Annotated in this window: 17 protein-coding genes; all 17 read right to left on the minus strand. The window is 56.0% G+C overall.

Annotated elements, in window-relative coordinates:
• Positions 1 to 65 precede the first annotated feature (65 nt).
• A complete protein-coding gene (fliD, locus tag JWR17_RS13675; protein WP_299832294.1) occupies positions 66 to 1,496 on the minus strand; it encodes a flagellar filament capping protein FliD in 1,431 nt (476 codons plus the stop codon).
• An 81-nt stretch (positions 1,497 to 1,577) separates the two neighbouring features.
• On the minus strand, positions 1,578 to 1,946 hold the full coding sequence (locus JWR17_RS13680; protein ID WP_299832296.1) for a flagellar protein FlaG: 369 nt from the start codon (positions 1,944 to 1,946) through the stop codon (positions 1,578 to 1,580).
• 72 nt (positions 1,947 to 2,018) lie between these two features.
• On the minus strand, positions 2,019 to 3,053 hold the full coding sequence (locus tag JWR17_RS26345) for a flagellin (RefSeq protein WP_366944154.1): 1,035 nt from the start codon (positions 3,051 to 3,053) through the stop codon (positions 2,019 to 2,021).
• A gap of 262 nt (positions 3,054 to 3,315) precedes the next feature.
• Positions 3,316 to 4,503, minus strand: coding sequence for a flagellin (locus tag JWR17_RS13695; RefSeq protein WP_299832298.1), 1,188 nt, complete (start codon positions 4,501 to 4,503; stop codon positions 3,316 to 3,318).
• Positions 4,504 to 4,895: 392 nt separating this feature from the next.
• On the minus strand, positions 4,896 to 5,159 hold the full coding sequence (locus JWR17_RS13700) for a hypothetical protein (protein WP_299832300.1): 264 nt from the start codon (positions 5,157 to 5,159) through the stop codon (positions 4,896 to 4,898).
• Positions 5,156 to 6,445 carry a 6-hydroxymethylpterin diphosphokinase MptE-like protein gene (locus tag JWR17_RS13705; RefSeq protein WP_299832302.1) on the minus strand — a complete coding sequence of 430 codons (1,290 nt, stop codon included), beginning with the start codon at positions 6,443 to 6,445 and terminating at the stop codon, positions 5,156 to 5,158. Before JWR17_RS13705 ends, JWR17_RS13700 begins: the two co-directional genes overlap by 4 nt.
• A gap of 93 nt (positions 6,446 to 6,538) precedes the next feature.
• Entirely contained in the window at positions 6,539 to 7,465 is a 927-nt protein-coding gene (locus JWR17_RS13710) for a ketoacyl-ACP synthase III (RefSeq protein WP_299832304.1), read from the minus strand.
• Between the two features lie 229 nt (positions 7,466 to 7,694).
• Positions 7,695 to 8,747 (minus strand): pseudaminic acid synthase, encoded by a 1,053-nt coding sequence (gene pseI, locus JWR17_RS13715; protein WP_299832306.1) that lies wholly within the window; start codon positions 8,745 to 8,747, stop codon positions 7,695 to 7,697.
• A complete protein-coding gene (pseG, locus tag JWR17_RS13720; RefSeq protein WP_299832308.1) occupies positions 8,740 to 10,272 on the minus strand; it encodes a UDP-2,4-diacetamido-2,4,6-trideoxy-beta-L-altropyranose hydrolase in 1,533 nt (510 codons plus the stop codon). Before pseG ends, pseI begins: the two co-directional genes overlap by 8 nt.
• A complete protein-coding gene (gene pseF / locus JWR17_RS13725) occupies positions 10,269 to 10,979 on the minus strand; it encodes a pseudaminic acid cytidylyltransferase (RefSeq protein ID WP_299832310.1) in 711 nt (236 codons plus the stop codon). The genes pseG and pseF overlap by 4 nt, the downstream gene beginning before the upstream one ends.
• Positions 10,976 to 11,596, minus strand: coding sequence for a pseudaminic acid biosynthesis-associated methylase (locus JWR17_RS13730; RefSeq protein ID WP_299832312.1), 621 nt, complete (start codon positions 11,594 to 11,596; stop codon positions 10,976 to 10,978). Before JWR17_RS13730 ends, pseF begins: the two co-directional genes overlap by 4 nt.
• 35 nt (positions 11,597 to 11,631) lie before the next feature.
• Positions 11,632 to 12,801 (minus strand): UDP-4-amino-4,6-dideoxy-N-acetyl-beta-L-altrosamine transaminase, encoded by a 1,170-nt coding sequence (gene pseC, locus JWR17_RS13735; protein WP_299832314.1) that lies wholly within the window; start codon positions 12,799 to 12,801, stop codon positions 11,632 to 11,634.
• Positions 12,798 to 13,823, minus strand: coding sequence for a UDP-N-acetylglucosamine 4,6-dehydratase (inverting) (gene pseB, locus JWR17_RS13740; protein WP_299832315.1), 1,026 nt, complete (start codon positions 13,821 to 13,823; stop codon positions 12,798 to 12,800). Before pseB ends, pseC begins: the two co-directional genes overlap by 4 nt.
• A 28-nt stretch (positions 13,824 to 13,851) precedes the next feature.
• The gene (locus tag JWR17_RS13745) at positions 13,852 to 16,782 is read right to left on the minus strand and encodes a glycosyltransferase family 2 protein (protein ID WP_299832317.1); all 2,931 of its coding nucleotides are present in this window, start codon (positions 16,780 to 16,782) and stop codon (positions 13,852 to 13,854) included.
• Positions 16,783 to 16,984: 202 nt separating this feature from the next.
• On the minus strand, positions 16,985 to 20,572 hold the full coding sequence (locus JWR17_RS13750; protein WP_299832320.1) for a glycosyltransferase: 3,588 nt from the start codon (positions 20,570 to 20,572) through the stop codon (positions 16,985 to 16,987).
• A gap of 108 nt (positions 20,573 to 20,680) precedes the next feature.
• On the minus strand, positions 20,681 to 22,294 hold the full coding sequence (locus JWR17_RS13755) for a flagellar hook-associated protein 3 (protein WP_299832323.1): 1,614 nt from the start codon (positions 22,292 to 22,294) through the stop codon (positions 20,681 to 20,683).
• A gap of 12 nt (positions 22,295 to 22,306) precedes the next feature.
• Positions 22,307 to 24,361, minus strand: a complete 2,055-nt coding sequence (gene flgK, locus JWR17_RS13760; RefSeq protein WP_299832325.1) for a flagellar hook-associated protein FlgK — start codon at positions 24,359 to 24,361, stop codon at positions 22,307 to 22,309.
• Between the last annotated feature and the right edge of the window lie 4 nt (positions 24,362 to 24,365).

Genomic DNA, 24,365 nt, shown 5'->3' on the forward strand with positions numbered 1-24,365 from the left:
TTAGACCTGGAACGAAAAACCCGGCGTGCAGATAAACGCAGCCGGGCTTTTTTCGGGGTCTACGACTAGCTTGATTTTGACGCGTTCAACGATGTGAAGAATGCGGTAATACTGGTCGCGGTCGCCTTCAGCTGGCCGACAATCAAATCCATTGCGTTGTATTTTGCTGTCAGCTGAGTGGTCAGATCGGCGGTCCGCGTGTCCAACGCAGTCTGTCGATCAGCCAGGTCACTTTGCTGGGACGTCAAGCTGCTGGTGCGGGTCGACAGAATGCCCCCGGTCTGGGTATAGGGCGTAAGGACGGCGGTCATACGCGCCAACATGCCGTTGGTGCTAGGCGTGCCATCGGCGTTGGGCGTGCCGGTGAACAAATCCTGAACTTGGCCACCCAGGTTTTTATCATTCATTGCCGAAGTAAACTTGGTGCTGTCAAAGGTCAGGGTTCCGTCGACCTGAGAGGTCTGGATGCCCAGCTGGGAAAGCACCGACAGCTGACTGCCCGGCCCCGGAGTCACCAGTACGCTGCGGATCGACGAGATCAACGAACGCGGCAGCGGATCGCCAGCCATCGCCCCGCCATCGCCTACCGTACCATCCGACCCGACGACACCTGGCGCAGTCAGCGAATTAAGGACCTTTGTCAACGCGTTGTAGGCGGTTACAAATGTCTGCAGTGATGTTTGCAGCCCGGACGTGTTGGTCGCGACCGTCACAGTCGAGGTGGCGCCTGCGCCCGCCAGCAGCGTCATGCTGATGCCGCTGATAGGGGTTACCACATTACTTGCGCTGGTCACTGCCAAGCCATCGACAGTGAACTTCGCATCCTGGGCAACCGCCCCAACGTGGCCAGCACTGCCGGGAGTGCCATCCATTAGCGCACTGCCGTCAATTTCCAGGCCTGCAATGCCACTGGTGCTGATATCTGTGCCTGCGCCGGTATTGGTTGAACCCAACACCAGGCGCGAACCGCTGGCGTCAGTCACAATGTTGGCGGTGATGCCGTTGCCTTTCAAGGCGGTGTTGATCGCATCCCGAGTGGACTGCAGCGTTGACCCTTCCGGAATATTGACGTTATACACAGTGCCATTTTGACTGACGTTCAATGTCCCAGTCGGAATGGCACTGGAAGCACCGCCAGAAAACGTAGCACTGGCAACTTTTGATCCGGTGGCAAGTTGTTGCACGGCAATACTGTAGCTACCACTAATAGCCGAGTTATCAGAGGTGGTGGTCAGGGTTGCTGGCGTCGACGAGGTTGCAGAAAAACCGGCAAACGATGGGGTATCCTTGTTGCCCAGATTAGCCAGGGCCGTCTGGAAGGTCGCCATTGCACTGTTTAACTGAGCAACGCCAGAGAGTTTGGCGGTAACGTCAGCGGTTTGCGATTTGATTTGCGTCGTATCGGCAATGGTGTCAGACGCGACCAGTGCAGAAACGATCGACCCGATATCGAGGCCTGAGCCCAGGCCTGTGCTAGCGGTAATAGGACTTGCCATGTAAGTACATCTCCTTTCTTTACGACTGTCTTTTGACCATTAGGTAGTCAACGGAACTATGCAACACGATTCATGCCAGCTTTACGCTTTACCGCTGAAAAGCACCGCACCTGCGCTGCTCAAACTGTCTGCCAGTTTCAGCGCTTCTTCGGAAGGAAGCTGCCTGACGATTTCGCCGGTGTCACTGGCAATGACTTTCACCACCACAGTGCCGGAAGATTCGTCGATGGAAAATTCCAGATTGCGCTTGACCGACTGAACAAACTTTTCCATTTCCTGCACAGCCAGTTTCAGTTTATTCGCATCAGCTTCTTTACTGGCGGGCGTCGCGGCCACTGCCGTGTTACTCGCCGCAGGCGTGACAGCTGAGGTAGCCACCGACTTACTGGCAGGCGTGCTGGCCGCTACGGGAGCCGGGTAAGACACGTTTAGCTTGGCGCTCATATCCATGTCGATCACCTCTTAAAACTAAAAAAGCGAGGAAGCACATGATGCACTCCCCCGCCAAAACTCATTCCGAAATTACTGAAGCAGTTTCAGTACAGCGGAAGGCAGTTGGTTAGCTTGAGCCAGAACAGCGGTGGAAGCCTGTTGCAGAGTCTGCTGTTTGGTCAGGTTAGCTGTTTCAGCTGCGAAGTCGGTATCCTGAATGCGACCCAGTGCAGCGGTAGCGTTCTGGTTAACGTTTTGCAGGTTGTTGATGGTGCTGGTCAGACGGTTCTGCGAAGCACCCAAGCTGGCACGAGTGCTGTTGATGGTAGCCAGTGCAGCATCGATCGCGGTGATCGCAGCGTCAACGTTAGTGCTAGCGGTACCGGCAGCAGAAGCTACAGCAGCAACCGAAGCTACAGCAGCAACAGCAGCCGTGCTCGGTGTAGCGGCTACAGCGGCCGAGTAAGCAGGGTCGCCTACGCCTGAACCGCCGCCCGCTGGAGTACCCGTTGTGGCAGCAGCCGAAGCAGCAGAAGCAACAGCTGCAACCGATGCAACCGCTTGAGTATCCGAAGTACCGCTAACAGACACAGTGCCGCTGGCAACAGCCAATGAGGTTGCGTCGAACTTGGTGCTCAGTACCAGGCTGATGTGGTTGGCCGAACCGGTGTTCGAGCCTACCTGCAGGGTCATGGTGCCAGCCGAACCGTCGAGCAAGTTTTTGCCGTTCAAGTTGGTGCTTTGCGAGATACGCGTCAATTCGTCAGACATCTGACCGAATTCAGCGTTCAGAGCCACACGGTCCGAGCTGCTGTTACTGTCGTTTCGCGATTGAACCGACAGTTCACGCATACGTTGCAGAATGTTGGTCGATTCTTGCAGCGCGCCTTCAGCGGTTTGCGCCATCGAGATACCGTCGTTTGCGTTTTTGATCGCAACAGTCTGGCCACGGATCTGGCTGGTTTCACGAGTAGCGATCTGCAGGCCGGCAGCGTCATCTTTAGCGCTGTTGATTTTCAGGCCGGAAGACAGGCGAGTCATCGAAGTCGTCAGTGCGTCAGACGCTTTGTTCAGGTTGGATTGTACGGCCAGGGAAGCAACGTTTGTGTTTACGCCTAACATGATGAATTCCTCATTGATTGGGTATTGCGGCTTCCGGCCCTGGCAACAGCCGGGAATGGCCTAGAGAACCTTCATGATGGTTATCGTCGTGATGGCAAGGAGCTTTAGGGTTTTTTGAAAAAATATTGCCACCACTCTGACATCCCTACAGTTGACGGGGGCCCCAGGGTGTTTTTCCATGTCGTTCATTGCCGGTTGAAGCCATCTTTTCCCAGTCTTTGAGGCCTGACATCCTGATAAGGACGCCAGGTTGTAAGCACGCCGGTTATTGCAGCAGTTTCAGAATCGCTGCCGGGAGTTGGTTGGCTTGGGCCAAAATAGCAGTGGAGGCCTGCTGCAGTATTTGCTGCTTGGTGAGCTCGGCGGTGTCTGCCGCGTAATCAACGTCCTGAATCTGACCCCGAGCAGCTTTGGCGTTTTGCACCATGTTAGTCAGGTTGGAAATGGTACTGATAAAGCGGTTTTGCTTCGCACCTACATCTGCCCGGGCGCTGTTGATTTTCTGCAGGGCAGCGTCGATGGCCCGCAGGGTTGAATCGAGATTGTCACTGATGGCTTTGTCGATCAGCGGCTTCTTGGTTGCCAGGTCGGCTTTGAGGGCTTTGTCCGCTACGTCATAGGCATCTTCAGCAACCGCTACTTCCGCCTTTTTTGCGTCATAAGCGGCAGCATTTGGATCGGGGGGTGGAGCGGTGCCGCCCGGGGGCGTTGCAACAGGCGGTGCGGGCATTGGCAGCGCGGCCAGCTCTTGCTTCAGTACATCCAAAGCTTCTTGCGTGGTTTTCTTTGCCGCCTCCAGCACTTCATCGCCGGTGGTTTTGCGGCTTCCGCTGCCGTCAATTTTGAAGGGAGTGTACTCCCCCGCCGTAATCGCTTTAGACCCGGTAGTGGTTGCGTCTTCCGGCACCCCCGCCACATTTTTAGCCGCTGCGAACATTGCTTCCGCGGAGAAATCGTCCATTAGTGAAAGACTGATTTTTTCGTTTTCGCCCGCGTTCGCTCCCACTTGAAAGGTCAATGTCCCCGCACTGCCATCCATCAGGTTCAAATCAGCGCCAAAGGTCACGGATTTTGAGGCACGGGTGAGTTCCGCCAGGTTTTGCGCAAATTCGGAATTCAGCGCGACTCGTTCTTTAGGGCCGTTGTTTCCGTTTTGAGCTTGAATGGTCAGTTCGCGCATCCTTTGCAGTTGGCTGGCTGATTTGTCCATTGCGCCTTCTACCGTCTGCGCGATGGAGACGGCATTGCCCGCGTTTCTAATGGCGACGGTCATTCCCCTGATTTGAGTCGTCATCCGACTGGCAATTTGCATCCCCGCCGCGTCGTCCTTGGCGCTGTTAATACGTAGACCGGAAGACAAGCGCGACATGGTGGTATTCACCGCATCCGAGGCTAGGCTCAAGCTGTTCTGAACCGACAGCGAAGCGGTGTTGGTGTTGATGGTTAAAGCCATAGTGAAATTCCTCACAGATAAAGACCGCTGGCTTTCAAAAACGGGTCGCATCCGGCATGCCCTGAAAACCTACAAAGTGTTTATCGGAAAAATAACAAGTGGCTTTAACGGGGTTTTTAAGATTATTTGGATATTAAGAAAAGTACTTATCCGACAAATGTAGGGTATTTCAGTTATAAGCGTCGATATTTAAAGGCTTTTTTTCAGCTAAATATCAGTGAAAAAAAATGCCGAAAAAAGTCGGGAAAGATGTACTGGTCGACGGTTTTGTAAACGAGGAGTTTTTTCTAGCCGGATAAACCATTGAAGTCAGCTTGCTGACGAAGGCGGTGTATCGGGCAGGTAGCATCAGGGCCTGGGCCCGGCGCCATTTCACTCTGTAGGTGGTTGGTTTACGCTTGAGCTTGCATCAACTCAACCAACTCATACTCCAGATAATCCGCCAAACCCAATACATCGCGGCCCTCCTGACAGGTCAACATCGAGGTCAACAGGCGTAACCATTGCTGTTGCACTTCAGGGGTTTCTTCGAAGAACAGCGGCATGAGCACGGTGAACAACTCCACCATGTGCAGCGCCGCTTCGACGTCTCGTCCCAACCGGAACAGCCCCGCGCAGTGGCGCGCCGTCTGGAGGAGTTCAGGCGCGGCGTTCATTGGCAAAACTCCGGGTCATAGCCGGTGCCGGCGATCATCGCGCCGGCTCGACTGCTGTTAAGAAAACGCACCTGTGGCTGCTGGGCAATGTAACGCTCCAGCACGGTCAAATAGCCACGGAAATTAAGCTGTGTCTTGACCCGCTGCCCATGACCGTCAAGCACCCAATGCCTGGCCAATTGGGCGCCGGGCCCCAGGTCGCCGTCGTTCCAGCCCGCATGGGTTTTATTCATGGGGAAAGCGAAATCGGCACCGAACAACGTGATCTGCGCGGCGCCCATTTTCACCGCCAGATCCACTGCCGGGTGCATCACACTGCCGCCAACATGGAGTTGCGCCTTGCTGATTTGCTGACGCAGCGCTGCGTATATCGGGCTGGCCGAATAAGCGGCGTAACGTTTACCCCTCCAGCCAGCCAACACAGTCGGGTCGCTCATGGGTACGTACACCAGCGGCAGGTCGGAATCCGTCAGCGGCAAGTGCCGAACGCTGATGTTTTTATCAACGGTGACCACCAGATCCGGCTTGATGCCGTGCTCCAGCAATGGCCGGTACGCCGTATCGACGCTGATAAACAATGGCCGTGGTGACTGCGCGCGTATGGCCGATAATTGTGTGAAGTGCTGCTCCAGGGTCGGCCCGGTGCCGATCACATAAACACTCCGGCCCGCTTGCGTACCAAACAACTCAGCTATATCCGCATCGCCTCGGACACGCTCAAGATTGCCCTGTAACCGCTGAAGAATCTCCGGCGACTGCGGATCAAAATGCAGATTATTGAAGCTCAGGTGCACTTCGCTGATTAGCCGATCGCGGATTTTGGCGTTCAGCTCATCCGCTAACTCAAGCTCGGCGGGCAGTGCGAAGAAGGGAAACTGAATGTCTGCCCAGTCTGCGGCGTAGCACAGCTCGACACGTGGATCCTTCAGCCACGCCGACTGATCCAGCCGCTCCAGCACTTGCTTGAACAGCGCGCCATTGAGCACATGAACATGCAAATGCTGAAGGCCGGGACGCTCAAGCAATACCTGCTGCAAATCGCCCAACCCTGCGCCGTACACATGCAAAACCGGGCTTTCAATCGGCAAAGTGGCCGCCTGCAGACGCGCCTCGGCTACACGATCATGACGGCTGGTCAGTTGAATACCCGCGCTGCTCAAGGTCGATTTCAGCCCTTGCACCCACTCAACCTGTGACGCGTCGCTGTCTTCAGCCAGCAATCGTGACACAAGCACTGGCCAGCGGCCCTGAAGGGTTGCGGCATTTAGCTGAAAAGGTTCGCTCATGCTGGCTCGCTGCTCATAGTGTCCCGCTTAAGGCTGCGCAAAAAAATAGCGCTTAAGGTGTGCTCACCCCAAGCGCTATTGACTGTCTCGTGCTTACGGACGATGAAGAATGGCCGATCCCCACGACAAGCCGACCCCGAAACCGCTTATTGCCACGCGCTTCCAGCTCGAACCCAGTACATGTTTTTCCAGCAACAGCGGAATGCTTGACGATACGGTGTTACCCGTCTCGAGCATGTCCTTGATGAATTTTTCCGGCTCGCCCTCAAAGCGCCGCGCCACGGCGTCGACAATCGCCGCGCTGCCCTGGTGAATGCAGTAGGCGTCGATGTCGCTGCCGTTAAGACCAGCGTCATCCAGCAGTTCGTGCAAATGCGCCGGGACCTTTACCAAGGCAAAGTTGAATACCTGACGACCGTTCATGAAGAACACGCCGTCGGTGACTTTCAAGTGCGGCGCACCTGAGCCATCGGTGCCGAATTTGGCTTTGCCCAACTGCCACGGCGCGTCCTCGCCCATCCAGGTGGCGGTGGCGGCATCACCAAAGAGCATGGTGGTGTTGCGGTCATCCGGGTCGACGATTTTCGAATACGGGTCAGCAGTGACCAACAGGCCGTTCTTCAGGCCGGTGGCCTCCATGAAGCCCTTGATCGCATAAATGCCGTAGACGTACCCGGAGCAGCCCAGAGAAATATCAAAGGCCGCCACGGTGGTAGGCAAGCCCAGCTTGTCCTGAACGATGGCCGCCGTGTGTGGCAGGCCTTCTTCATCACCGTTTTGTGTCACGACGATCAGCACATCAATGGAGTCGCGCTTGAGGTCCGGGTTATTGGCGAACAGTGCATTCACCGCTTCCACGCACAGGTCCGAGGTTTCCTGCTCAGCGCCTTTGCGCGGCAGAAACGCAGAGCCGATCTTGCCGAGAATAAAATCTTCGTTCTTGTCGAACCTGGCACCTTGTGCGTAGTTATCGACGCCAGCCAAGGGCACGTAACTCGCTATGCTTTTTATGCCAATCATTATGGCTTCCCAATCATGAGTTGCTGCACGACACCGTCTCAAAAAGCGAGGGTGCCTGCACACAGGGATTTTATGCCGTCCATACGGAGCGACAACGAGAGAGAGTAAAAGGCTATCACCGGACCCTTACAGGAGCCAGGCGCCGTCATCCCCGGTCAATACAATACAGTGAAGATGCGCGTTATGACTCATAGGTCACGCTATTTTGCCGAATGATTGACAGAAGTGGTTATTGGACCATCGACCAGCCCAATGGCGTGCCACGCTGCAACGGCTCGCGTGCATGTCTGCCGGTCACCGCATCAATATGCTTTGGGGCCAATCCCAGGCCAGGGCGAATGGCCCGAATGTTATCCGGACTGAAAATCTCACCCGCAGCCATATCTTTGGTGACGTACAGCGACCGCCGATAAACCAGCGATTTGCGCTCCGCGTCCGTCACGCCGTAGTGCACGTGGCCCAGGGCCTGCCAGGCACGCTCGGTTTCAATGACCAGGCTCGCCAGCTCAGCCGGCTCAAGGGAGAAACTTGAATCTACACCCCCTGCAGAGCGGTCCAGAGTGAAATGCTTTTCAATGACCGTGGCCCCAAGCGCCACGGCGGCCACGGAAACACCCACACCCATGGAATGGTCAGACAGGCCCACCTCACAACCGAACAACTCCCGCAGATGGGGAATGGTCCGCAAGTGGCTGTTCACAGGGGACGCGGGATAGGTGCTGGTGCACTTGAGCAGGACCAGATTTTTACAGCCTGCCGCCCGCGCTGCTCGAACGCTGTCGTCCAGTTCGGCGACGCTGGCCATACCGGTGGACATGATCATCGGCTTACCGGTAGCGGCCACCAGACGAATCAAAGGTAAATCGGTGTTTTCGAAACTGGCGATTTTGTAGGCCGGCACGTCCAGACTTTCCAGAAAATCCACCGCGCTTTCATCAAATGGCGTGGAGAACGCCAGCATCCCCAGCGCTTTAGCCCGGGCAAAAATCGGCGCGTGCCATTCCCAGGGCGTATGGGCTTTTTCGTACAGCGCATACAGCGACGAACCCGTCCACAGGCTGTCAGGATCCTTGATAAAGAACTCACCATGATCTAAGTCCAGGGTCATGGTATCGGCGGTATAGGTCTGCAATTTCAGCGCGTGGGCGCCGGCCTTGGCTGCGGCCTCGACGATCTGCAGCGCAACCTCCAGCGACTGGTTATGGTTGCCGCTCATCTCGGCAATGATAAAGGGCGCCGATCCGGTGCCAATCGAGCGCTGGCCAATCTTGAAGCTAGTCATCCGGATGATCCTTTAGCGCACGCTCGAAGCGGCAATCGGCTTGAACATAGCCCGCCTCTCGAAACAAATTGATCGAGGCCTGATTATCAGGCAGCACGATAGCGTTCAATGCATACAACTGTGGCCAGCACGCTTTGACGAATTGCTCGCCTTTACGCAACAGCGCCCTGCCCCACCCCAAGCCGAATCGTCCTTCGAGCAAATAGAGCGACACATCGGCCCGGCTACCAGACAGGTCATAACGCAAAACACCTACGGGACCATCACCCGCTTCAGCAATCAACAATAGGCGCTGGTCATCAGCAAGCGTAACGGCCAGCCAGGTCAAATGATCAGCCCAGCCGATAGGCTGAGACTGCACGGACACACGGCGCACAGCCTGTGCGTTGCGCCCGTCGAACAGCAAGCGAGCATCGGCCAAAGTCGCCAGACGCAGCCGCAGGTACTCGCCTTGCAACGCTGCGGCGACCCGCTTGGCGCCCAGTCCATCGACCAAGCGATGCGAGTGCTCGGCAAAGCTTTGCCGCAACCCCTGGTTCGCCACCAGCACAGCGATGGCCTGCTGCATCATCGCGATGGAGACGCTTTCCCGTGGCCCCAAATACAAATGCGCGCCAATCGCGGCCAGGGTTTCGGCGTTGGCCTGCTGATTGGCGGCCACTGCGATACATATCGTCGGCAAGCCTAGTGCTGCGCGCTCCCAACTGGTGCCGCCGCCCGCCCCGATAAACAAGTCGGCCTGCGCCATCAATTCGGCAAAGTGTTCAGTGTGAGCCTGCACGCGCCACTTGGGGCGACCGCTGGCCATGGCTTGCAACTGTGCCCAGTACGGATTGCCGGTGCCCGCGACGAAATCGACTTCAAGCTCGGCAAACGCGTCCAGCGCCAACATGGCTTTCCAGGTTTCCCCCGCTGCATCAAAGCCGCCAAAGTTCACCAACACCCTGCGCACTTGGGCCTGCCCGGGCAACTGGCAGCGAAGTGAGCCGCCCAGTGGATCGCGCTTGAATTCGTCACGAATCATCGCAAAGCGCGGGCCAAACAAGGTGCGGCAGTCGGGGTTCACCCACGGCGCGTAGGCCTCGGGTGTGCCGCTAAAATTCTGATCAAGCAGCAGATCGACGGCATGGGGACGGTTGGCCAGGTCGTCGATGGCGGCAATCTTTGAGGCCCACTGTCTTGCGGCGGTCTGCCAATGCTGATCAAGGCCGTAGTGATCAACGATGATCCAGTCGAAAACCCGATCTTGCGGTAACACTGCTTGCAGAGCGGTGATGTCGGCCTGCCACGGCAAGGCGGCGTGTATGTCCTGCCCGAGATCGCTTTGCTCAGCATAAACGGCGGGTAAGGTATAGGTCGTCCAACCCTGGGCGTTTAGACGCTCAAGCAAATGCCCCGGCAATAAGCGACAGGCAAAGCTGACCTCCACGGCACTGTCACGCAATACATTAGCCAGCGTCAGGCAGCGGGTTACATGCCCACTGCCAATGGCGTGGGACGCGTCAGCCCGGATCAGAACGTTCACGGCTCCAGTTCTCCGCCAGCTTGCAGTGCGGCATACAAATACTCGGCACGAGTCCAGTCGTCCTGGTTGTCGATGTCCTGAACCAGATACCGCGGCAGGATGACCGGCATACTCTGCCGGGAGAACAACGCATCCCCCCGTAACCATGCCTCGCTGTGGCCCCAATAAAACTGTCCGGCATCCTGGTAGGCAACCGGCAGATCCTGGGAGCGGCTTTCACGGTACTGCGGATACATCGGTTGCAAAGCGCCCTGCTCACTCAGAACCAAGGCCCGCTGCACGGCAAAGGCAAATGTGCACACTGAAAAGGCGAAAGACTTCTCGGCATGCTGTTCAAGGAGGCTCAGCCCTTCGTGCAGGTATCGAATTTGTAGCAGCGGTGCGGTGGCATAGATACAGCACGCGTAGTCGAAGCGCTGACCTTGCTCTTGCAGTGTCGTCAGTGCATGAGCGACCACTGCTGCTGTTCCAGTGAAATCATCGGCCAGATGCGCCGGACGCATGAAGGGGACCAAAGCTCCATACGCCTTGGCCACCGAGGCGATTTCTTCGTCATCGGTACTGACCACCACCTGAGCGAACAGTCCGCACTTCAGCGCCGCGCGGATAGACCAGGCAATCATCGGCTCGCCGTTGAACAGCTTGAGGTTCTTGCGTGCAATTCGCTTGCTGCCGCCCCGGGCCGGAATAATCGCGACCGCTGTCACGGACGTTTTTCCAGCAAAAACCAATTGATGTCGTCCACTGGAAACAGGTGATCGCGGTGGTAGCTGAAGCCGTAGTCCAGCAGTTGTAAATCGCTGTAGCGATCCAGCATCTCCCCGGCGAAATCGCGCTTGGATAATTTACCGAGGTTACCGCGATAAGACACCTCTACCGGTGTCGGATTGTAGTACTCGCAAATCAAGATATAGCGCTGGCTCAGGGCATAGAGTTGCGCATAAGCCGCCGGCAGTAACTCAGGGGCCAAATGAATCAGCACACCCTTGCTCAATGTTAAATCGAAGGTCCGTTGCTGCGGGTAATCGAACAGCGAGCCGTGCCAGACTTCGGCGATCTCAAGCGCTTGCACATAAGCCTGTGCTTGAGCATTGATTTCGACACCGTGCAGAGCACAGCCGGGCAACAATTGACGTAGCGCCCGCAGGTTATTACCGGTGTTGGTGCCCAGCTCCAGCACGCTGTCGAGCCGTGAGGTACGCGCCAAGGCTTTAGCAAAGAACGCCAGGTTGGCAGCGATCAGCGGCTGGCCCTGATTCCGCCCCGCGTATTGGTTACCGAAATCACCCTGCCAGAACTGCTCCTGCTCGCTTAATTCACGCATACATGACTCTCAATCAATGGGTCGCCGCTAAGCGCTTAGCCGATCAACCTGCGCAGTTGTTCGACCACATAATCTTGCTGCTCATCCGTGAGATCCGGAAACAACGGCAAGGTCACCGCCTCGCTAAAGTAACGCTCGGCTTCAGGGTAATCACCCTTGGTAAACCCATACTCGCGATAATACGGCTGCAGGTGCACCGGAATATAATGCAGATTCACGCCAATTCCGGCTGCCCGCAGCCCGTCGAACAGCTCGCGCTGACTTAGCTTGAGCTGACCGAAATGCACCCTGACCACGTACAAATGCCACGCCGATGTTGCGCCATCCTGGACGCTGGGCAACTGCAGCGGAAGCTCCGCCAACAGCTGCTCATACCGAGCGGCCAACTGACGCCGCCGTGCGATAAAGCCGTCAAGCCTGGCGATTTGCGACAGCCCTAAAGCGGCGTGCAGATCAGTCATTCGATAATTGAAGCCCAGCTCCAGTTGCTGGTAGTACCAGAGCCCCTCATCGGGCACCGACATCTGCGCCGGATCGCTGGTGATGCCATGGCTGCGCAAACGACGTAAACGCTCGGCAAGCTCCGGCTGATTGGTCAATACCATACCGCCTTCGCCCGAAGTAATAATCTTCACCGGGTGAAAGCTGAACACCGTCATCGCCGCATGGCTGCCGCAGCCCACTGGACGACCCAGATAACTCGCGCCCACCGCGTGAGAGGCGTCTTCAATCACCGTAAACCCGTAACGCTCAGACAACGCAGCGATCGCTTGCAGGTCGCAACTTTGACCGGAGAACGCCACCGCTACCAGCACTTTCGGCAGGCGTCCAACAGCCTGCGCGACCTCCAGCTTTGTAGCCAGCGCACCGGCATCAAGGTTCCAGGTCAGCGGATTGATGTCGACGAAATCGACCTCAGCCCCACAATAGCGTCCGCAATTAGCTGACGCGACGAAGGTGTTTGGCGTGGTCCATAACCAATCACCCGCCCCCAGCCCCGCAGCCAGACAGGCGATGTGCAACGCCGCCGTGGCGTTGCACACCGCAACCGCAAAATCGGCTTCGCAACGCTCAGCCAGCGCCGCTTCAAAGCGCTCGATGGTCGGACCCTGGGTCAGCCATGGCGATTTGAGAATCGCCACTACCGCGTCGATGTCCGTTTGGTCGATGTTCTGTCGCCCATAAGGAATCGAAAACGGAGTCATACCAGCAGCTCGACCGATTGTCTGGCCTGCGGCTCGTCATGCAACGCCGAGATCTGGCCCATGGTTAAAAATTCGGGGTTATTGTCAGAGCGGTATTCAAAATTCTCGTCCACCGCCTCGCCACGCTCACCCAAGCCGTCAACGGCGAAGTCGACGTCCACGCTGGTGAAGCGAATCGATGGTTGAATGGTGTAGTGGTCCTTGAATTCGATGGTCATGCGCGCGTCGTCCAGGGGAACCATCAACTCATGGAGTTTTTCCCCCGGCCGAATTCCGACGTGTTTGTGCGGTAAATGCGCCGCCATGCCTTTGGCCAAGTCAACAATGCGGATTGACGGAATTTTGGGCACGAACACTTCGCCGCCGTGCATCCGGGCAAAGCTGTCGAGCACAAACTGCACACCATGATCGAGGGTGATCCAGAAGCGCGTCATGCGTACGTCAGTGATGGGTAATTCCCGGGCACCTTCGCTGATGAGCTTGCTGAAAAACGGCACCACCGACCCACGGGAACCCGCCACGTTGCCGTAGCGAACCACCGAGAAACGCGTGGATTGATCGCCGGCAATATTATTGGCCGCGACGAACAATTTGTCCGACAGCAGCTTGGTTGCGCCGTACAGATTGATCGGGCTGGCGGCCTTGTCGGTGGACAAGGCGATCACCTTCTTCACACCGTTGTCGATGGCGGCGGCAATAATATTCTCCGCGCCATTGACGTTGGTCCGAATGAACTCCGTCGGGTTGTATTCCGCCGCTGGCACCTGCTTCAGGGCTGCGGCATGCACCACGTAATCGATTCCACGCATCGCCACCCGCAAACGCTCGGCATCACGCACATCGCCGAGAAAATAACGCATGCACGGCGCGTTAAACGTCTGCTGCATTTCATATTGCTTGAGCTCGTCCCGTGAAAACACCACGACGCGCTTGGGCTGATACTGCTCAAGCAAGCGGCGGATAAAATTACGCCCGAACGAGCCGGTGCCGCCTGAAATGAAAATCGATTTGCCGTTGAACATGCCGTGGGTCCTTGTGCCTGAGCCTGACTTAGCCGACCAGCGCCGACCAGTTCACACTGGACGGGGTGCCTAAGGTAAACCCCTTGCCTGTCAGGGACAGGTTGCTGTTGTAGGCTGGGTCGTGAGCAAACTGAGCACTCCACTTCGTGCGCAGCGTCTCAAGCGCAGCGTCAGAGTGCGGCATGCTGCCTGGGTGAATGATCTCCACCTGCGGCGTCCAAACTGTCATGTAACCGTTCTGTCCGATTTTCAGGCACAGATCAACGTCGCTGTAAGCCTCGGTGAAATCAATTTCGTCCAGGCCACCGACCGCGTCGAACAATTCTTTGCGGACCATCAGGCAGGCCGCCGACACGGCGGAATAGTTTTGCTCCAGCACCAGGCGATGCATGTAGCCCTTGGCGTCTTTCTTCTCACCAACAAACGCCGAGCCGACGCCGCCGTTCAAGCCGAGGATCAATCCGGCCTGGGTGATGGTTCCATCACTTGCCATTAGCTTGGCGCCGACCACGCCGACTTCTGGACGTTGGGCCTGGTTCAGCAATAGTTCGACCCAGTTCGGGCTCACAATTTCGCTGTCATCTGCCAACAGCAGAAGGTATTCGCCCTTGGCCTGGCGGCAAGCCTGATTGAGCAGGGCTGACGCATTGAGACCCTGTGTATTGCGTACCACACGCGTACGGCTGCCTTGATATTCCTGAAGCGCCAACCACGTGACTGTCTCGGTATCGGTGCTCTGGTCATCAACGACAAGCACGTCATAGTGCCTGTAGCGGGTCTTCAACAAGACGCTGGCCACACAACGCTTTAGTGAATCAAGATTATTGTGGCTGCGTACGACAATTGATACCGAAGGGCGCGCTACGTGACGGTAGTCAATTTGATAGGCCCCGGGCAGCATCGCATTAACATGCCCCTTATAACCGCGGCTCGTCAGATGGCGGCTCAACGCCATACGCTCTTGGTTATTTTCTTCTATCGCGGTCTCTTCGCAGATCAGTAACGGCTCATCCAAATGGGCCAACCACGCCATGCCGCCGCGTTCAATAATCCGTAGCAGCAAATCAAACTCCAGCGCCTTGCTAAAGTCAGGAGAATACCCACCTACTCCGACAAACACGTCTTTACGGATTAACCAATGCCGTGACATCAATGCGGGCAGACCTTGCAGTAGATCAAGGTTGAAACCGGGGCGAAACACATCAACCAGCGCACCATTAGGCGTGCGTTGAATCTCGTCGGCAAACACCGCCCGACATTCGGGCGCAGCCAACAATTCCAGGCTCGCCAGCAATAAACCGCTCGCAGTGAATTCATCACCGCCGTTGGCCAGGAGCAACCAATCGCAAGGGGTTTGTCGAGCGACTTGATTGAGCTTATCAACGTAGTTGTCCGGGGACACTTTGATAAAATGCAACATGTCCTGGGCAGACGTATTCGTTGCGGGTGTACCGGTAGTGAATACCACTATCTTGAACGCTCTAAACGAGCTTTCCATCAGACTGTCGAGGGTTATCTGCAGTTTGTTGTTGTCGTTGTCCAGGTTCAACAGCAGGAGGCAAAACTGGGGCCCGTCGGCGTGCGCTGCCAGATGCTCCGCAATCACACCCGCTTCGTCAGCGCTTGGCGAACGTGCTTGCAACCAGCCAAGTAGACGACCGGAAGGCATCTGCCCTAGCTGGACGCCCCTGTTTTCAACCGACACCGCCTCCAGACGGCGCTCCCAATCGAACAATGCTTTGGACTCTTCTCGCTCATCCAAAAGCTTCAGGTTATGCGCCAGACGGTTAACGACTTCCTTGTTGAAAGGACTACGGTCCATCGCAGGCCACAGTCTCCCGGTGATTGTTTTGGTACTGTCCGTGTCGTGGGTCAGTAACGCCTGCTCCTGTCGGACCCACACGCCTTCGAGCAATTCCAGCTGCAGACGGCCCGCTGGCATCGCATGCAGAAGAAACTCGATGTCGGTCAATTGATCAAAGAAAACTTGATTATAGAAAGGCATCTCAACGTACTGTGAAGGACCGAATCGCCGTTGCGGCCCACTGAGCGGACTGGTCCAATCAGACTTGAAGATAGGCTCTACCGCCAGTGCATTGCCTTTTAATAAACTGTCGAGCATAACGTCGAAACTTTCCAATACCCCTTGCTTGATCTGCTCCAAATCCAAACCGGTTATGGTCGTGGACAAACCTGCAAAGAACTCGGCGTAATGTTCACGTTCTGCCTTTCTCTTGACGTCAGTAGGATTCAGCACCCAGCGCACGTCACTGTTGCGCTGGGACACCTGGTAATTTTTTTCGCGCACGCTATACGGAATGGGAAGAATCCGCGCCTTGGCTGAGATAAATAGATAGTAGGCGTGGCCAATCTCGCTCCATTCAAAATTGATGTCTTTGGGCGCAACGTCAAACCATTTGCGAAGTAGCTCTGTGCGCGTAACCGAATAGAACGGAGGGATGTAGTGGCTGAAAAAATCGTGCACACGCTGCTCGGGACGGTCAGATGAAAAATCCTCCTGTCCTTTTTTATCACGGCGGTAATATTGCACGCTGTTGTCGCTGACTTGATACATCAAACTGTAGCCGTAACACACGCCGTAATCCGGAGTTTTTTCGAGGAACTCCACAGACTCAGTGATGGCGCCATGCAAGATGAAATCATCATCGGCCGCGAACAGCATATAGGCAGTGGTGACCAGGGACAGACCATGAGCCAGCTTTGCGCTCAGCCCCGTATAGGCAAACTGTGGAAGGTGGTGGTACTTCACCCGGGGAAAACGTTCTTCAATTGCTTTATCGGCAACTGATGACGAGTCGAGCACCAGCACGGTACAAGGAAAATCACTGTAATACTGCAAGGCTCGCTGTAAGAAAGCCGGGCGATTGTGAGTTATCAGCACCAGCGTAAGCCGCTCGGTTAACGGCATGGAACGATCAGGATTTTGCTTGCTTTGCATAATTTCCCCACAACCTGCGTATCAAAAATGATGAGTGACATTGCGATTTAACGCACACGAATATTTCGCTTGAAGTGGACAACCAGGGTCGGTTGCTCGCGCCAGAAATAAACGATTTTTTTTTGGCGATATAGAGGGGGTTGAGCAGGAAGCGTGCCAGCTCGGATTGCCCGAGCTGGTGGGTATTTATCGACCTGACGCGTCAGTCTGCAAGCCAGCCAGTAACCCAGTGCTGAAGATTATCGCCGCGCAACATGTAATCACGCATGACCACCTCACGCAGTTCGTCCCCCATACGGTAGCTCGCATCGGGATCCGCCAAATGCATGCGAATCGCCTGCAGCCATTCATCAGCGGTGTTGGTCATGACTCGGGTGCAAGGCATGTAGCCTTGATAGGCCTCGGTATTTGTACAAATGACTGGAAAGCCGCAAGCGCCGTACTCTAATAAACGCAGGTTGCTCTTACAGTCATTGAAAATATGAAATTCCAATGGCGCGAGTGCCAGATCCAGATTCAGACTTGCCAGCTTTGCAGGGTATGCATCCAGGTCAATTACCGGATGGAACTCATGTAAATAGGGGCGCAGAGCTTTCGGGCACATGCCAAAAAACACCCATTCGACCTCATGGGCCAATTCCCGCACAACGTCCGCGATAACTTCCAAATCGCCGGTATGACTGGTTCCCCCTCCCCAACCAATTCGCGGTTTTTTTGACGTCCGGCGCTGACTGCGTAAGTGCTGCCACAAATGCGGTGCCAGCATATTGGGCACTACCCGAATGTCAGTGTGCATCGGCGCCAGGACATTACCCAAGGACTCGGTTGAAACCACAACCCGGTCGCAGTTGGAAATACCGCGCTTCAGCAAATCGACCATGTGGTGGTGGGCGGGGGCGTTGCGCATATGCCCGTTTTTGACGGGAACTTCGATAACGTTATCGTCCAGTTCGTAAATGCGCCGCGCATTGGAATGTTTTTTTGCAAGCGCGATCTGGTTGACGCCGCCTTCGAAATATCGCCCTTGAAAAACCACGATGTCCGGAGATTGGCGTTCAACTTCAATGACCGTGGGCCATCCATAGTTTATTTGCCCGACCACCCTGGCGACTGCTTCTAACTCAAGGAAAGGCTGAGTCATTCGGTAATGGCCAACTGCTGAAGAATTGATCGGCAATATCAGCATCTTCGGTAGATGTTCACTGGAGTAGGGACTCCATCCCGTAAGCAGGCCAGGTTCCAAGCGATAACTGCAGCCGTTAAGCGCGAGGTTTTTGTTATAAGCCGGGTCACACGCAAGCATCGGAAGCCAACGATCAAAAAGAATATCTTGCTCGACAGCTTGTCGCTGCCTCTGGGACTCATCCTGATGCGTGGCTCGCTTTTCGCCGATAGCTATTTTGGCGTCGGGCGCCCACACGACAAGATAGCCTGCCTGGCGCACCCGAAGACAGAAATCCACTTCATCAAATGCCTGGCTGAAGACGATGTCATCAAATCCACTGATGGCCTCGAACAACTCTCTGCGCACCAGCATGCAATCGCCGGCTACCGCGCTTAAATCCTGGGCCACCTGCAATCGATGCATGTAGCCGGCTGCGTTCATGTTCTCGCCGTAGAACGGAAAGCCTGCGGTGCCCTCCATGCCCAGAATCACACCGGCGTGCAATATCAGGCCTTGGGCATTGAACACCTTGGCGCCAACCACACCGACTTCAGGACGCTGTGCATGGTTAAGCAACTTATCCAACCAATCTGAATGCGTAACAACCGTGTAAGGGCTGAGCATCAGCAGGTAAGTACCGCGTGCGTGTGCGGCACCGACGTTGCGCAATGTCGCCATACCGGCTGCCGCGGGGTGATGCAGAATGCGCAATCGGTCGATGGACAGCTCAGCCATACCACTTAACCACTCGCGGGCCTCAGCGCTGACACTACCGTTATCGACAACTATCACTTCGAAATGATTGTAGGCTGTCTTCTCCAGCAGTGATTCAGTACAACGTTGCAGCGCGGCCAATTGATCCTTATGGGTGATAATAATCGACACGAGCGGGCGCTCAGAATGCACATACGTGATCTGATTGACCTTGAGCTGTATGCCCGGCTGGATAGCGTGAGTGATACCCAGACGGTCTAAATGCGCGCCAACCACTTGAGGGTTCTGCTCGACGACTTCTGGCAGCGAAAGCCATTGAGAATACGTTAGCTGCGACTCCACCATCACATCTGCAATATGCAGAACAGCGCGTTCGCCTTGGCTTTCAAACAGGCGCCACAGTAAGTCATGGGGCGCGAGTTCGCCGTAGCACGAATCGAATCCACCCAGAGCCAGACAACTTTCACGATGGAACGCCAGGTTGCGCCCGACGTAGGGGTAACTGCGCAGAAAATCGAGGTTGAAATCAGGTTTAAATACCGGCTCAGTGGATTCGCCGTCGCGTAGGGCACCCTCGTCACCATAGATGCACCGTACTTCATCGAACTTCACTGCGCGCTCGGCCAACATCAACAGCGCCGACTCGACCAACCGGTCACCCGCCCGCAGCAGATAGAACCATTGGGCGCCATCAAGCTGCGACAACAATTGGTTGATTTGTGAGAACACGTCCCCTTGCAGCGGCAGCGTAAACACATTGTCTTCCAGCGTTGTCTCGGTGCAGCTTTTTGATAGCACTATGACCAGTTCTGGCGGATAAAGCTGCCCGGCAATACTCTGCAAGGTGATGGACATGCTTGCACTGGCATTAAGTTCATCAATAATGATGGGTACGATTTTCGGGTGTCGTGACCAATGCGACAAAGCGATTGGCAGTAGCCGACGCTGCCCTGCGGATATCGTTTTGCATCCCAACCATTGGGCGTAGAACTCTGAAAAGCTTTGGCTGGCGAGGCCGACATTTGACCACAAACGCGACTGAAGAGTGACGAGCGCGCGCGACAGGCCATGCTCTTTCCACTGAAGTGGAAAATCCCGGGCCGACACCAACGGCACATAGCGAACCCATCCTTTGGCTGGCGCGGGCTCACCGCTTCGTGCCTCAAGCAGTTCAATCGCCAGGGGAACTTCGTCGCACATCGCATCGATCATTACCTGCTGTCGGCTCAGACGGTCGGAATGAAGGCGCTCAATGATTAGAACGTTGTTGAGTGCCAGCAAGTTACCGCGGCGCATCAGGCAACTGAACAGCATCAAATCGAGCAATGCGACAAAACCCAGACTGCCTTCTGATAAGGCCGGCAAGTATTCCTGAACCGAAGAGCGACGCATCAGGGCACTGCTTAAACCACCCAAAAAATTGTAGGGGAAGTCTTGGATGATTCCGAGCATGTCCTCGCCTTTGAAAACGCTACTGCTGTAAGAGAGCGGTATGTTTTCAATGCGATCTGGGAGCTGAACATCATCGGCATCCCAAAAGTAACGTTGACCGAGAACCAGCGCGATATTGTCGTACGTGGTGAATCCATCCACTTGCGTCTCAATACACACCGGCAACAACTGGTCATCGTCACATAAAAACTTAATGAATTCGCCTCTGGCTTCTCCCAGGCATTTAAGGAGGTTAGCAACGAAGCCCAAGCGCTGCGGATTCTTGATGTATCGAATTGGCAGGATGCTAAGACCGGCAAAAGAGTCGACAACCTCCTTGATCTCTTCAGTGCGGCAATCGTCGCAAATTACAATCTCGTAGTTCGTGTAGGTCTGATTCAGCGCACTGTGCAGCGTTCGCTGAAAAAACCGTGGGTTGTAGGCTGGGATGACGATGCTGACGAGAGGTAATGGTTTCACGGCGATAAGCTCACAAGCGGCGGGCGCTGCGCTCGACCAACGAGCGCCCTGAACTAATAAATAATGCGACCTGCACGGGCGGCAGGTCGCGGGGGCCGAAGCCGGACGTTAGATCTTGTTAAACAACCCCAACTGGGAGATTTTGCTGAACGCCAACTGCGCTGCCGACAACATGGTGGTCTGCAACGTCAATGCGGTGTAGGACGCAACCGGGTCCGCATCGCGAATCGCGCCTTGGTTGACGGTGTTGCCATTGGTCAGGGTGTCGTTGGTGGCGCTCTGGTTGATCAGGACTGCTTGTCGAGTACCCGAGTTACTGATAGCAGAGGCAACCTGCAATTCGCCCTGGGATATGTTGCCAAGCGCAGAGTCCATGGCAGAGTTGAATTTTTGCAGGGCAATTGGATCACCATCAACTGGCGAGTTCAACGCGTTCACTGCCGCTCCCAAGGTGTTCAGAATGTTCTGGGACTGGTGCGTGTTTGCTTGAACCGTGAAGGTGTCCTTATCCTGCGGCGCGCCGCTCAATGTGAAAGTAATCCCGGCAGCCGTGGCCGTGGTGGTGGTCACTGGCGGTACCGAGGTATCGGTGGTGACGCTCACGTTGCCGCTGGAAACAGGCTTACTGTTAGCGGTAATGGGTGCTGCATAAAGATCAAACGCAGTGGCGCTGGTAAATTTGAGTACCGCGCCGCCTGGCGGGAAGCTGCTGTTGTAGGCCGCGGCATTGGTCTCGCTGGAGCTGGTGATGACCGTGGTAGACGGATTGCCTGGGCTGCGCGAAGTCGCAAACGTATCGGGCGTGGCGGTCAGTTGGAAACTGTGTCCCGCCATTGCGGCGTCTGCCGTAGCCGTGGTGGCCTTATCCGCCGCACTCAGGTTGGTGTTCAGGTTAAGCGAGAGACCGCGAAAACCAATGGTCTGAGTCGCCGCATTGGCAGAACTGAAGGTGCCGTTCTGACCGGCTTCAGAGGTGACATCGTTGCCCGAGGCATCGGTGATCTGGTACTGAGTGCTACTGAGAAACTTAACCGTGTACGGTTGGCCGCTGGCGAACGAGGCATTAAAGGTCGCGCTGTTCGAGACTTGGCCGCCAGACAAGGTTACCCGACCATCATCCACCGCCGGAGAGGTCATGCTGGTGGACGTACGCGTGGTATTGGTCGCTTGCTCGAACGCATCCCAACCCGTGGTGTTGGTTGCGATGGACAAGTTGTTGCCTACCGGGACGCTGTTGGAACTCTGGTCACCGTTATAGCTATAAGTGCCGTCCGCATTTTGCGAGTACGGCGGTACTGAAGACTTGGAGCCTGCAAAAATATATTGACCGTTGGCGTCCTGACTGTTCATCAGCGACAGCACCTGGCCCTGTATCTGGGTCAACTCAGCAGCGTTAGCCTGACGGTTGGCATCGGTGTTGGTGCCGTTGGCGCCACTGATTATCAACTCTTTCGCCCGCTGTAGCGCGGTTGTAATACCGTCCATCGCCGATTGTGCCTGGGTCATCGTCGAGTTGGCCGAGTTGATATTGGCGGCGTACTGACCAAGCATCGAGCTCTGCTGCCCAAGCTGGAGCAAGCGCGCTGCACCTGCAGGATCATCAGCGGCAGTATTGACCTTGGTGCCACTGCTGACTTCCTGGCCGGTGGTCAGCGTGTTGGTATAAATGCGTTGGTAGTTAGCCGCACTCGCGTCGAAAAACTGACTGGTAGAAATACGCATGATTGCGACCCCTTAGAGAGCGTTGATCAAAGTGGTAAACATGTCTTGTGCAGTCTTTATGATCTGCGACGAGGCGGTGTAGTACTGCTGATACTTGACCAGGTTGGCGGTTTCTTCGTCGAGGTTGACACCGGAAACCGAATCCCTGGCGCTGGTGGCCTGGGTGACGATGGCAGTGGTCGCCGCGCTGTCGCTCTTGGCCTGGGCCGCCTGGGCGCCTACCGTTTCCACCAGCTTGCCGTAGGCATCAGACAAGCTCATGCCGGTGCCGGTACTGTTGACACCTACGGTTTGCTTGGTCTGTAACCCGACGGTGGCGGCGGAGTTACGGTTATCCGACGACCCTGCGGCGGTCATCGAGACGCTATAGCTGTCGTTCGCTGCCGGCGTGCCGGAAATAGTCATCTGGAAGGTGAATGACTTTTGCGCGGGCGGCGTGGCGGTGTCCATGATCGGATTGCCGCTGCCATCGACCATTGGCACCGTCAGGTTCAAGGTGTTGGATTGCCCGGGAACGATCGAACCGGTACCGATCGAGTTGCCCTTGGCGTCGAACATGGTGTAACTCTGCGCGCCAGTCGTGACGGCGCCGAACACCAGCTTGACCGGTGTCGAATTGGCAATGCCGGTGCGCAAGTCTGCACTGCCAGCCGCATCATAGATGTCCAGCTGCGTGACCAGTGTCGGTTGCTGGGAAATCGAGGTGGTGCCCTTGTTGCTCGACCCGGCTGATGCAGACAACGGCGCCGCGGCTGCGAGGGCGTTGGGGTCGGTCATGGTGGTGCTGATGGTCGACGCAGCGTTGCGCGTCGGCGTGACCTTGAAGCTGTCGCCTGCGCTGAAATTCCCGCCGTTTTGCGCCATGGAAAACCCGTCGATGACCGGTGGCGGCTGAGTGGTCAGATCGAAGCTGCCCATGCTCGTGCCGTCAGGCAGGCGCTGGACGCTATACGCCGTGGCGCTGGTGAAGGTGACCTGGTAATCGTTGGTGGTGAGCTTGCTAGTGTCGGCAATGGTGACATCGAGGTTGCCCGAACCGGTGCTGTTACCGAGCTTGGCGATACTGCGTTGGCTGATCTGAGCGGCGCTGTTGATGCTGCTGAACAGGTTGGAGCCGAAGGCACCGTTAAGGTCCACGCCTTGGTTTAACTGGCTGTTGATCTGGTCGGAGACAGTCAGCGCGACACGCCCCAATTCATTGACAGCGGGCGCCAATACGTCGCTGCGATAACGCAACAAGCCACCAATGCTGCCCCCGGTAACGACAGAAGTCACGTCCGATTTGCTTGACCCATAGCTCAACGACAAGTTGTATTGGGTGGGGTCAGTCGAGCTTGGCACGGCAGACAACGTATTGACCGTGGTGCCACTGACCAGGGTTTGGCCAGTACCAATGGTGATGTCGTAGCTGCCGTTATTGTCGACAACCTTGGCGCTCACCAGCATATTCAGTTGACGCACTGCCTCGTTACGCGAATCAAGCAGGGTGTTGGGGGTCGTGCCACCGGCCGAGGCCTGGTTAATCTGCTTGTTCAATTGGGCAATCGACGCCGCCAGCGTGTTGACTTGCCCGGCGAGGGTGGTCAGTTGGCCGTTGATGTCGGTGTTCTGGCTGGTCAGCTGCGCAGAGATCGAGTTGAAGCGGCTGCTCAATGCGTTGGCAGTGGTCAACAGCTGCGCGCGGCTGCCCGGATCCGTTGCAGTGGTCGACACTGCCTGCAACTGGGTGAAAAAGGTCTTCAATACACTCGCGATGCCGGTGCTGGCATCCGATAGCAACGTATCGGTTGCACCCACTTGCCCCAGATAGGCCGCAGTGTCGGAGTCGAGGGCGGTACTGGTTTGCAATTGACTGTCGAGGTAGCTGTTGTAGATCCGACGCACATCCATCAACGTCGTACCGGTGCCGACGTAGCCGACCCCGATGTTCTGCTGTGCCGACGCACCGGTAATAACCTGCTGACGCGAATACCCTGCGGTATCGACGTTGGCCATGTTGTTACTGATGGTGTTAAGCGCTGCAGAACTTGCAGTCAGCCCCGAAAGCCCAATTGAAATCAGAGACATGGTT

Origin of the sequence: Pseudomonas sp., assembly GCF_028293835.1 — a bacterium.
Classification (GTDB): domain Bacteria; phylum Pseudomonadota; class Gammaproteobacteria; order Pseudomonadales; family Pseudomonadaceae; genus Aquipseudomonas.